The sequence below is a fragment of the Streptomyces sp. DT2A-34 genome (genome assembly GCF_030499515.1).
Lineage (GTDB): Bacteria > Actinomycetota > Actinomycetes > Streptomycetales > Streptomycetaceae > Streptomyces.
Genome location: NZ_JASTWJ010000001.1, coordinates 6,679,205 through 6,690,996, shown reverse-complemented (window position 1 = coordinate 6,690,996; position 11,792 = coordinate 6,679,205). Strand labels below are relative to the sequence as shown.

The following is an 11,792-nucleotide window of genomic DNA, read 5'->3' as shown; positions in this document are numbered from 1 at the left end:
CACGGCCGCTCCTCGAACGGCCGGGACGCGGTCACTCAGTGTTCATCTTCCGGGGTACTCGTCCCGTCGCCGGGCGCTCACGCCACAGCGCCAGCCCCTTCACGACCATGGGGACCAGGGTCAGTTCGGTCACCGTGTCGAGCGGATGCCAGGCCGCCATGTCCGTGGAGCCGTTCGTCTCGTAGCGGAGTTCACCGCCGGTGATGCGGGCCTCGTACACCAGCCGCAGGCCTTGGTGGTCCACGGCCCGGCGGAGGCGGCGGCCCGGGAAGAGACGGTGGACGGAGTCCATGCCGAGCAGCCCGACCGGCTCGACGAGGTAGCCGGTCTCCTCCTCCACCTCCCGCACGACCGTGTCGTAGGGATCCTCACCGTGCTCCATGCCGCCGCCCGGCAGCACCCACTCGAAGCCGCCGCCGGGTGCCGGTGACCGCGCGAGGAGGAGCTGTCCGTCACGTACGCAAATGGCGTAGGCCGCCACCCTCAACTTCTTCCGCACGTACGGACGTTAGACGGCGGGAGCCACATTCGGCAGGCGATTATTCAGCTTGCGGGCGACTTGCCCCTTTCGCTCCTCACGCCCCAATTGCATAGGGGGTTTCCCCCATCCCTGCATTTCGATTCGGTCAACTCTTCCCAAACATCCTTGCCTTGCGTAAGGCTGTGCGGTCGTCCGGGGTCGCATACCGGACGCCTCATGCTCCTTTACCGACAAGGGATGCCGATGACCCTCACCCCCCAGCGCGAACCGAAGCCGGGCGCGAGACGCGCGGCCCGCATAGCCGTGGCCGCCGGTCTCGTCGCCGCGCTCTCCGCGGCCGGGCCGATACCCATGGCCATAGCCGCGGACCCCGCGCCGGTCGCGACGGACCCGAGCGTCAAGTCCGCGCACGACAAGCTCGGTGCGGACGACGCCGATCTGCTCGCCGAGGCCAAGGCCGACGGCGACAAGAACGTCACGATGATGATCGCGACCGCGCCCGGCCAGACCGAGAAGGTCGCCGAGCAGCTGGACGCGGTCGGCTCTGTGGGCCGTACCTACGACAAGCTCGGCTACGTCCGGGCCACCGTCCCCACCGGCAAGGCCGACTCGGCCGTCGCCGCCGCCGCGAAGCTCTCCTCGGTGCACGGCATCGACCTGCGCGAGGAGATCCCCCTGGACGACCCCGCCGTGGACACCAGGAAGTCGACGGCCGCGGCGACCTCGTACGCCGCCCCGGGCAAGAACACCCCGGCCGAGAACCCGTACAACCCGTCCTTCGAGACGGGCGCCGTCGACTTCGTGGAGGACAACCCGAAGGCGGACGGCCGCGGCATCACCATCGGCATCCTGGACAGCGGTGTGGACCTCGGGCATCCCGCGCTGCAGAAGACCACCACCGGTGAGCGGAAGATCGTCGACTGGGTCACCGCCACCGACCCGCTCCTCGACAGCGACCGCACCTGGCGCCCGATGGTGACCTCGGTCTCCGGGCCCACCTTCACCTACGGCGACAAGTCCTGGGCCGCGCCGGCCGGTTCGTACCAGGTCAGCACCTTCCTGGAGTCGTACACCACCGGCGGCGACGCGGCGGGCGACGCCAACCGCGACGGCGACACGACCGACTCGTGGGGCGTCCTGTACGACGCCGCGAACGGCACGGTCCGGGTCGACCTGAACAACAACAACGACTTCGGTGACGACACCCCGATGAAGCCGTACAAGGACGGCTTCCAGATCGGGTACTTCGGCACCGACAACCCGGCCACCGACGTCGCCGAGCGGCAGCCGTTCGTCGTGCAGATCCGCAAGGACGTGCCGATGGACCCGCTGGGCGGGACCTGGGTCGGCCAGAAGCGCGACTTCGTCAACATCGGCGTCATCGAGTCCGAGCACGGCACCCACGTCGCCGGCATCACCGCCGCGAACGGCCTGTTCGGCGGCAAGATGAACGGCGCGGCCCCGGGCGCCAAGCTCGTCGCGTCCCGTGCCTGCACCTGGACCGGCGGCTGCACCAACGTCGCGCTCACCGAGGGCATGATCGACCTCGTCGTCAACCGCGGCGTCGACATCGTCAACATGTCCATCGGCGGCCTCCCGGCGCTGAACGACGGCAACAACGCCCGCGCCGAGCTGTACACGCGCCTCATCGACACCTACGGCGTCCAGCTCGTCATCTCGGCCGGCAACTCCGGGCCCGGCGCCAACACCATCGGCGACCCGGCCCTGTCCAGCAAGGTCATCTCGGTCGGCGCGACCATCTCCAAGGAGACCTGGGCCGCCAACTACGGCTCGGTCGTGTCCAAGCCGTACGCGATGATGCCGTTCTCCTCGCGCGGCCCGCGTGAGGACGGCGGCTTCACCCCGACGCTGTCCGCGCCGGGCGCCGCGATCAACACCATCCAGACCTGGCTGCCGGGTGCCCCCGTCGCCGAGGCCGGCTACTCGCTGCCGGCCGGCTACGGCATGCTCCAGGGCACGTCGATGGCGTCCCCGCAGGCGGCGGGCGCGTCCGCGCTGCTGCTGAGCGCCGCCAAGCAGAAGGGCATCGCCCTGACGCCGGCGAAGCTGCGCACGGCGCTGACCTCAACCGCCGATCACATCAAGGGTGTTCAGGCGTACGAGGAGGGTGCCGGCCTCATCAACATCGAGGACGCCTGGGACTCGATCCGTGACGGCGCCACCGCCCACGAGTACACGGTGAAGGCGCCGGTCGACACCGCGATCGACCAGCTCCTGAAGACCCCGGGCTTCGGCACGGGCGTCTACGACCGCGAGGGCGGCCTCAAGGCCGGGCAGAAGAAGACGTACGACATCACCCTCACGCGTACGTCCGGCGCGGACAAGGCGATCCGGCACGAGCTGCACCTGGAGAACAACGCCGGTGACACCTTCCGCATCGTCGGCTCCGACGAGATCAGCCTCGGCCTGAACAAGCCGGTCACCGTCCAGGTCGCCGCCAAGCCGTCCTCGGCCGGCATCAAGAGCGCCATCCTGGAGGTCGACGACCCGCGCACCGAGGGCATCGACAAGCAGGTCCTCAACACGGTCGTGGTCGCGGCGCCGCTCAAGTACACCTACTCGGCGTCCGGTTCGGTCCAGCGCAACAGCAACAAGTCGTACTTCGTGACCGTCCCCGAGGGCGCGAAGTCGCTGGAGGTGGCGATCGGCGGGCTGAAGGACAAGAGCCAGACCCGGTTCATCGCCATCCACCCGTACGGCGTCCCGTCCGACCCGACCGGCACGCCGAACTGCTACACCAACTACGGCGACGGCAACGGCAACGGCTGCAAGCCGGACGTGCGCGCCTACGCCGACCCGAAGCCCGGTGTCTGGGAGATCGAGGTCGAGTCGCGCCGTACGTCGCCGCTGCTCGACAACCCGTACACCCTCGACGTCACCGTCCTGGGCGCGGCCTTCGACCCGGAGACCGTGACCGTGCCCGAGGCCAAGGTCGGCACCCCGGCCGCCGCCTCCTGGAAGGTGACCAACAACTACGCCGCGATCGACGGCAAGCTGGCCGGCGGCCCGCTCGGCTCGTCGAAGACGGCGCGTCCGACCATCGCCGAGGGCGCCACCCAGACCACCACGGTCGAGGTGGCCGCGGGCGCCACGTCGCTGGACGTCACCATCGGCAACGTCTCCGACGCGGCCGCCGACCTCGACCTGGTCGTCTACGACGCGGCCGGCACCAAGGTCGGCAGCTCCGCCGACGGTGACTCGGAGGAGTCGGTCAAGATCGCGAAGCCGGCCGCCGGGACGTACAGCATCCAGGTCATCGGCTACTCGGTGCCGGCCGGCTCGACGGCGTACGACTACCTGGACGTGTTCTACTCCACCGCGCTCGGCACCGTCACGGTCGACGAGTCGCCGGTGAAGCTCGGCACGGGTGACTCGACCACCGTCGCGGGCAGCGTCACCGCGCAGGCGGCCGCACCGCAGGGCCGTGAGTTCTTCGGCCAGGTCCAGCTGCTGAACGCGCGCGGCACGGTCGCGGGCCTGGGCAACGTGAAGATCGAGAAGGTCACGCCGTAGTCGTCGGTACGGCTGTGAGGGCGGGCGTCCGGTCCAGTACCGGGCGCCCGCCCTTCGTCATTCGCAGGCCAGTTTGCGCGCCTCGGGCAGCGATGCGGTGATCCAGGCTCGTTCGGGGGCGATGTCCTGCTCGCCGACGACCCAGACGTCCGGACCGGCGGCGTTCTTCGGGATGCCGACCAGGACGTGTTCGCCCTTGTGAACGGAGTCCTCCTCCATCACGAAGGTGACCTCGTCGTCGCTGTTCTCCGGCTGGTAGGACCGGGTCACGCTCAGGGTGATCCGCTCCTGCCCCGTCCCGGGCACCGGCACCACACCGGTGACGTCGCCCTCGGCGACCAACCGGGCGCAGGCGAGGTAGCGAGGGCTGCCGAAGTCGGCGTCGGCCTCCTGCTTGGAACTCGCCGTGTCAGCGCTGCCTCCCGAGGCCAGGCCCCCGTCCCCGGCCTGCGCCAGCAGCCAGCCCAGGCCGGCCACCACCGAGGCGACGGCAGCCACCGCGAGGGTGCCGAAGGCGAGGGTGAACGCACGCCGCCGGATGCGGGAGGGCTGTCGTACGGGAACGGGTTCGGGGGCCTGGGACGGCGGTTCGCCGAGCACCCGTCCGATGATCCCCAGCTGCTCGCGCAGCAGCGCCACATCGGCGACCGCCGCTTGGTGCCCGGCCATGAAGGCGGCGTCCGCGCGGGCCTCGTCCGTGAGCGGCTCGTCGGTGATCGCGGCCATCAGGGCATCGACGCCGTCGCAACCCTTGCGGCCTTCGTTCTCGGCGGTCACGTCACACCACCTCGTCCTCGTGCAGGCGGGCGCGCAGGGCCCGTACCGCCGTGTGCAGCCTGCTCTTGACCGTGCCCTCCGGGATGCCGAGCTCCTCGGCGATCCCGCGCACCGGCAGGTCGGCGTAGAAGCGCAGGACGAGGACCTGGCGCTGGGCGTCGGGCAGTTCGTCCAGGCCCTGGGCGACGGCGAGGGAGAGCAGGCTGGTGTCCTCGCCGGAGGGGTGTTCGAGCTGGCGCAGGGAGGCGAGCCGTTCCCGAGCCGCTCCTGGCGCTTCTTGGCCCGGTGCCAGTCCATGGCGAGGTTGGAGGCGACGACCGCCGCCCACGCCGAGACGTCCCGGGGCGCCTCGCGACCGCTCGCGGCCCGCTCCAGCAACCGCAGGCGGACCTGCTGTACCCCGTCCAGCAGGTCCGTCTGCGGCACCCCGCCCAGCGCGAGCACCGCCCGCACCCGACGCTCCTGGGCCGCGTCCAGAGGATCTCTGTGATCGTCCTCCTGGGCACGGCGGGCCTTTCTGCGCAGCACAAGCCACCCCCCTCACCGCGTTTCTCCTACGACGCCGCAGCGCACGGAAACGTTCGCCCGGGTCGCCGGGATTTTCTGCGAGGCGTACGTCACACCGCCGCGCGGCCGCAGCACAGCTTGCGGAACGAGGGCCTCGTAGGGCCAATTTCTGCAGCTCAGTGCGGGTGTGCACGGGAGTTCCGGTGCCGCCGGACGGGTCGGGGTGTCCCGCTCCTCGGGCATGGAACGCAAAGAATTGGACAGGCGGACCCGGGTCGGCCGCATGATGGAAAGGCCGCAGACATTCAAGAACGCGTAAGGGAGTCGCCGTGAGGGTCGGAATCGTCGGAGCCACCGGGCAGGTCGGCACGGTCATGCGCAGGATCCTCGCGGAGCGTGACTTCCCGCTCACCGAGCTGCGCCTGTTCGCCTCGGCCCGCTCGGCGGGGACGGTCCTGGACGGCGTGACCGTGGAGGACGCGGCCACGGCCGACTACTCCGGCCTGGACATCGTCCTGTTCTCAGCGGGCGGCTCGACCTCGAAGGCCCTGGCGCCGAAGGTCGCCGCGCAGGGCGCCGTCGTGATCGACAACTCCTCGGCCTGGCGCCGCGACCCCGAGGTCCCGCTGGTCGTCTCCGAGGTGAACCCGCACGCGATCGCCGACCGCCCCAAGGGCATCATCGCCAACCCGAACTGCACGACGATGGCCGCGATGCCGGTGCTGAGGCCGCTGCACGCGGAGGCCGGCCTTGAGGCGCTGGTCGTCGCCACCTACCAGGCGGTCTCGGGCTCGGGTCTCGCGGGCGTCGACGAGCTGTTCGACCAGGTCAAGAAGGTCGGCGACGACGCGCCCAAGCTGACCCACGACGGCTCGGCGGCGGAGTTCCCCGCACCGAACAAGTACGTCGCCCCGATCGCCTACAACGTCCTGCCGATGGCCGGCTCGATCGTCGACGACGGCCTGAACGAGACCGACGAGGAGCAGAAGCTCCGCCACGAGTCCCGCAAGATCCTGGAGATCCCCGGGCTGAAGGTCTCCGGCACCTGCGTGCGCGTCCCGGTCTTCTCCGGCCACTCCCTCCAGGTCAACGCCCGCTTCGCCCGCCCGATCAGCGTGGAGCGCGCCAAGGAGCTGCTCGCCGGCGCCCCCGGCGTGGCCCTCACCGACGTCCCGAACCCGCTCCAGGCGGCCGGCCAGGACCCGTCGTACGTCGGCCGCATCCGCACCGACGAGACGGTCGAGCACGGCCTCGCCCTCTTCCTCTCCAACGACAACCTCCGCAAGGGGGCCGCGCTGAACGCGGTGCAGATCGCGGAGCTGGTGGCGGCGGAGCTGAAGCGCTGACGCCCGGACCTACGTCGAAGGGGCGGCCACCGTTGAACGGTGGCCGCCCCTTTGTTGTTGCGGTCCTCGGCTAATCCCTGCGCACCTCGTAGAGGAAACACCCGTATTCCACGGCCCGCACGTGGACGACTGCCACCGCGGGGTCGGCGAACGCCTCCGCGAAAGCCTCCCCCAAGGCCCCCGGCCCGACGAGCCGTCCCCCGAGGATGCGCCCGTCGGCCGAGTAACGGCGGACGGTGCGGTGGGCGTTGGTGAAGGGCAGCGCGTCCCCGTCCGGGCCCCCGCACTCCTCCGCGTGGATGAACACCGGCCCCTGCTCGTCGTACGCCCCCGGATCGGCCCCGCTCTCGGCCGCCCAGCGGCGCAGAGGGGCGTAGGAGACGAGGGCGATCCGCTCGCCGGGCGCGCTGTGGCGCAGGCAGCAGCGCAAGGGCGAACCGCCTTCCTCGTCGGTCACGGGAACCATTCGGCGCCCCGCATCGTCAGCAGAGCGCAACTCCTTCAGGGCTGTCGGAGAGACGGGGCGTGCGAAGTACGTCGTCATGTCCCCAGCCTCACGCGCGTCCGCCCCGCCCACCGGCGGGAGACGGACATCGCGCTCCGTGCAGGTCCCGTGGAAGGATGACGCAACCCACACATATCGAGGAGATGACCGCGTGCCTGGCACAAACCTGACTCGCGAAGAGGCACAGCAGCGGGCGAAGCTGCTCACCGTTGACTCGTACGAGATCGATCTCGACCTCTCCGGCGCGCAGGAGGGCGGCACCTACCGGTCCGTGACCACGGTGCGCTTCGACGTCGCCGAAAACGGCGCCGAATCCTTCATCGACCTGGTGGCCCCGAGCGTCCACGAGGTGACCCTCAACGGTGACGCGCTCGATGCGGCCGAGGTCTTCAAGGACTCCCGGATCGCCCTGTCCGGCCTGCTGGAGGGACCCAACGTCCTGCGGGTCGTGGCCGACTGCGCCTACACCAACACCGGCGAGGGCCTGCACCGCTTCGTCGACCCGGTCGACCAGCAGGCCTACCTCTACACCCAGTTCGAGGTCCCGGACGCCCGCCGCGTCTTCGCGTCCTTCGAGCAGCCCGACCTGAAGGCCACCTTCCAGTTCACCGTGAAGGCGCCGGACGGCTGGACCGTCATCTCCAACTCGCCCACCCCGGAGCCCAAGGACAACATCTGGTCCTTCGAGCCGACGCCGCGCATCTCGACGTACATCACGGCGCTCATCGTCGGCCCGTACCACTCCGTGCACAGCGTCTACGAGAAGGACGGGCAGAGCGTGCCGCTCGGCATCTACTGCCGGCCCTCGCTCGCCGAGTACCTCGACTCGGACGCGATCTTCGAGGTGACCCGGCAGGGCTTCGACTGGTTCCAGGAGAAGTTCGACTACGCGTACCCGTTCAAGAAGTACGACCAGCTGTTCGTGCCGGAGTTCAACGCGGGCGCGATGGAGAACGCGGGCGCGGTGACCATCCGCGACCAGTACGTCTTCCGGTCCAAGGTGACGAACGCGGCGTACGAGACGCGCGCGGAGACCATCCTGCACGAGCTGGCCCACATGTGGTTCGGCGACCTGGTCACCATGGAGTGGTGGAACGACCTGTGGCTGAACGAGTCGTTCGCCACGTACACGTCCATCGCCTGCCAGGCGTACGCGCCCGAGTCGCGCTGGCCGCACTCCTGGACCACCTTCGCCAACCAGATGAAGACGTGGGCGTACCGCCAGGACCAGCTGCCGTCCACCCACCCGATCATGGCCGAGATCCGCGACCTGGACGACGTGCTCGTCAACTTCGACGGCATCACCTACGCCAAGGGCGCCTCCGTCCTCAAGCAGCTCGTCGCCTACGTCGGCATGGACGAGTTCTTCCAGGGCGTCCAGGCGTACTTCAAGCGCCACGCCTTCGGCAACACCCGCCTGTCCGACCTGCTGGGCGCCCTGGAGGAGACCTCCGGCCGCGACCTGAAGGCGTGGTCGAAGCAGTGGCTGGAGACGGCGGGCATCAACATCCTGCGCCCTGAGATCGAGACGGACGCCGACGGCGTGATCACGTCCTTCGCGATCCGCCAGGAGGCCCCCGCACTGCCGACGGGCGCCAAGGGCGAGCCGACGCTGCGCCCGCACCGCATCGCGGTCGGCCTGTACAACCTCGACGACGCGACCGGCAAGCTGCTGCGCGAGGAGCGCATCGAGCTGGACGTGGACGGCGAACTGACCGCCGTACCGCAGCTGTCGGGCACGCGCCGCCCGGACGTGGTCCTCCTCAACGACGACGACCTGTCGTACGCGAAGGTCCGCCTCGACGAGCGGTCCCTGGCCTTCGTCACCGAGCACCTCGGCGACTTCGAGGCCTCCCTCCCGCGGGCCCTGTGCTGGGCGTCGTCCTGGGACATGACGCGCGACGCGGAACTCGCCACCCGCGACTACCTCTCCCTTGTCCTGTCGGGCATCGGCAAGGAGTCCGACATCGGCGTCGTGCAGTCGCTGCAGCGCCAGGTGAAGCTCGCGATCGAGCTGTACGCCGACCCGGCCGCCCGCGAGGCCCTGCTGACCCGCTGGACGGACGCCACGCTGGCCCACCTGCGCTCGGCTGTGGCGGGCAGCGACCACCAGCTGGCGTGGGCGCGGGCCTTCGCTGCGACGGCGCGCACGCCCGAGCAACTCGATCTCCTGGAGGCCCTGCTGGACGGCTCCCAGTCGATCGAGGGCCTGGCCGTCGACACGGAGCTGCGCTGGGCGTTCGTCCAGCGCCTGGCGGCGGTGGGCCGCTTCGACGAGACGGAGATCGCCGGCGAGTACGAGCGGGACAAGACGGCGGCCGGCGAGCGCCACGCCGCCACGGCCCGCGCCGCCCGCCCGACCGCCGAGGCCAAGGCCGAGGCCTGGTCGTCGGTCATCGACTCCGACAAGCTCCCCAACGCCCTCCAGGAAGCGGTCATCGGCGGCTTCGTCCAGACCGACCAGCGCGAACTCCTCGCCCCCTACACGGACAAGTTCTTCGAGGTGGTCAAGGACGTCTGGGACGCCCGCTCCCACGAGATCGCCCAGCAGATCGCGGTCGGCCTGTACCCGACGCTCCAGGTCTCCGAGGAGACCCTGAGCAAGACGGACGCCTGGCTGTCCTCGGCGGAGCCGAACGCGGCCCTGCGACGCCTGATCTCCGAGTCCCGCGCGGGCGTGGAGCGGGCGCTGAAGGCACAGGCGGCGGACGCGGCGGCGGAGCAGTAACGGTCGTCGTACGTACGTCGATGAGGGCGCCCGGCGCAGCTTCACCGGGCGCCCTCGTCCACCTCAGCGCAACGCCGAAGACCTCGTGCCAGTGCTCTCGCTCTTCTTGCCCGCCTCGATCGGGGCGTAGCGCCGCCGTTGAAGCTCATCGCGTTCAGCGTCCGGGATCGTCATCGACTCGGCAAGTACGGCGGCGAGCGCGTCCACTTGGGTGTTGTCGATGTCAGCATGGAAGAGCCACCGGATGCTCTCGTCGCGCGTGATGAGGTCGATCACCAAGCGCGCGCTTCTGTCCTGTGCGGTCGCTGCACGGACATATCGCACTTGGTCGAGAGGGATGACTTGACGAATCTCGCCTTGCTCAAGGAATGCGTTCGTCTTGGCCGTGATGATGCGGCGATCCGTGACAGCGACCAGTGTCTTTGCCCCAGCCTTGTCCATCGCTGCCGCCAACTTCTCCTTCGCTCCGCCGAGGATCGCGGAAATCGGACCGAGGGCATCGAGCTGGTCGGGGAAGCCGAGGACGCGTAGGGTCTCGCCGTCCTCGAGGAACCATCGCAGGACGCGAAGGTTCGGCTCGAGATCCAGCGATTCAGGTGCGCAGACGACGTCCGGAGCCTTGAGCGGAGGGGCCGGCGGACGGAGAGCATCGGCAAGAGGCTCGATCGCCTCCAGAAGACGGGCGGAGGTTTGGCGAGCCGCCTTCGAGTCCCTCCGCTTCCCCGTCAGTGACTGTGCCAGTGTCTCGCGTCCGGGGAGCTCGGCGATGATTCGTAGCTCCCGCGTCAGCGAGGCGACGAGGCTCGTCGTCTCGGCGAGAGCGGAGTCGAGTTCCGCACGAGTGTCACGCGCGATGACGTCGACGAGCCGTGCCTCGTGAGCGTCTTCGCGTCCAGTGGCTCTCGCCCTTCCGGCGCGGAGCGCCTGATACCCGGTCCAGGCCTTGACGGAGGACAGGAGGGCGTAGGCGTCGAAGACGATGGCCTCGGTGTTCGTCTGAAGATACTCACGGTGGCGACGCGTGTCGGGCCGATCGATCTGCCCGACGTGGCGGCGGACGTTCTGTCGGTAGACGTCAAGCTGCTTGTCCAGCGACGCTCCACTACCCGCGACGCTGTCCCACAAGGAAGTGGGGACCGATTCGATCTCTCGCGCCTGGCCGACTGCGCGATCGACGGTGGCAACGAGCCCCGTCAGTTCGGCCCACTGCTCGTGGCGGATGGCTGTGAGTACCTGGCTTGTCAGCGCGATGTTGGTCCTGACAAGGCTCGTGACCTCACTCAGCTGCATCTGGAGGGCGACCATGGCCAGCGCCGGCCCGAGCGCGGCCGCGGTCTGCGCCGCGCTCACCGCAGTCACCGGGATGAAGCGGGCCTGACCAGCGATTCGACCGGAGAGGAACACTGCTCCGAGGTTCGCGCCGTCCTTGACGGCGAGCGTTCCGCCGGCCCTCAGCAGGGCCTGTGTCGCGTCGTTGATCCTGTAGAGCCCCTGCATGCCGGCGAATGCGTTTCCGAGGTTGCCGGCCACGGCCGCCGTGTTTCCGATCGAGGCGAGGACAGTGGAGATCTGCTTGCGGTCGGCGGCCGACACGAGCCCGAAGTCGATCAGATCGGGCTTGAGTTCCGCCGGGACCTCACCGAAGACGACAGCAACTCCTGGGAGCACCTCCGCCAGAACCGTCGATGCCGTCGCCGAGTCGATGTCCGAGTCGGGTGTCGGATCGTCCACAACAGGTGAGTCGGCGGTATCGCTCTGGCCGTTCTCCTCAGGCTCGGCGATCTCCGTCGAGTCCGAAGGGTCCTGCATGCGATCTCCTCCCCGCGAGGCGCACAACGGCCAGTCGGCGTCGGCGTTCACTGCCGAAGTCTAGGGTTCGACACCCTGCGATCCAGTGGGAACCGACATCCCGTC

Annotated in this window: 7 protein-coding genes and 1 pseudogene; 3 read left to right on the top strand and 5 right to left on the bottom strand. The window is 69.5% G+C overall.

Going from position 1 to position 11,792, the window contains the following annotated elements:
- Positions 1–31 precede the first annotated feature (31 nt).
- On the bottom strand, positions 32–499 hold the full coding sequence (locus QQM39_RS30105) for an NUDIX hydrolase (protein ID WP_302000687.1): 468 nt from the start codon (positions 497–499) through the stop codon (positions 32–34).
- A gap of 225 nt (positions 500–724) precedes the next feature.
- Here QQM39_RS30105 and QQM39_RS30100 point away from each other — a divergent pair, with 225 nt between their 5' ends.
- Positions 725–4,015 carry a S8 family serine peptidase gene (locus tag QQM39_RS30100; RefSeq protein WP_302000686.1) on the top strand — a complete coding sequence of 1,097 codons (3,291 nt, stop codon included), beginning with the start codon at positions 725–727 and terminating at the stop codon, positions 4,013–4,015.
- Positions 4,016–4,072: 57 nt separating this feature from the next.
- Here the strand turns inward: QQM39_RS30100 and QQM39_RS30095 are convergent, their stop codons facing one another.
- Both QQM39_RS30095 and QQM39_RS30090 read right to left on the bottom strand, forming a co-directional pair.
- Positions 4,073–4,792, bottom strand: coding sequence for a hypothetical protein (locus tag QQM39_RS30095; protein ID WP_302000685.1), 720 nt, complete (start codon positions 4,790–4,792; stop codon positions 4,073–4,075).
- Between the two features lies 1 nt (position 4,793).
- A pseudogene (locus QQM39_RS30090) lies at positions 4,794–5,320 on the bottom strand (RNA polymerase sigma factor).
- 308 nt (positions 5,321–5,628) lie between these two features.
- On the opposite strand from QQM39_RS30090, the gene QQM39_RS30085 reads away from it, so the two are divergent.
- Complete coding sequence (locus tag QQM39_RS30085) at positions 5,629–6,645, top strand: aspartate-semialdehyde dehydrogenase (protein ID WP_302000684.1); 1,017 nt, start codon at positions 5,629–5,631, stop codon at positions 6,643–6,645.
- Between the two features lie 70 nt (positions 6,646–6,715).
- Here QQM39_RS30085 and QQM39_RS30080 read toward each other — a convergent pair whose 3' ends face one another.
- A complete protein-coding gene (locus QQM39_RS30080) occupies positions 6,716–7,189 on the bottom strand; it encodes a DUF1203 domain-containing protein (protein WP_302000683.1) in 474 nt (157 codons plus the stop codon).
- A 112-nt stretch (positions 7,190–7,301) separates the two neighbouring features.
- On the opposite strand from QQM39_RS30080, the gene pepN reads away from it, so the two are divergent.
- Entirely contained in the window at positions 7,302–9,878 is a 2,577-nt protein-coding gene (gene pepN, locus QQM39_RS30075) for an aminopeptidase N (protein ID WP_302000682.1), read from the top strand.
- Between the two features lie 63 nt (positions 9,879–9,941).
- Here pepN and QQM39_RS30070 read toward each other — a convergent pair whose 3' ends face one another.
- Positions 9,942–11,738, bottom strand: a complete 1,797-nt coding sequence (locus QQM39_RS30070) for a hypothetical protein (protein WP_302000681.1) — start codon at positions 11,736–11,738, stop codon at positions 9,942–9,944.
- Positions 11,739–11,792 lie beyond the last annotated feature (54 nt).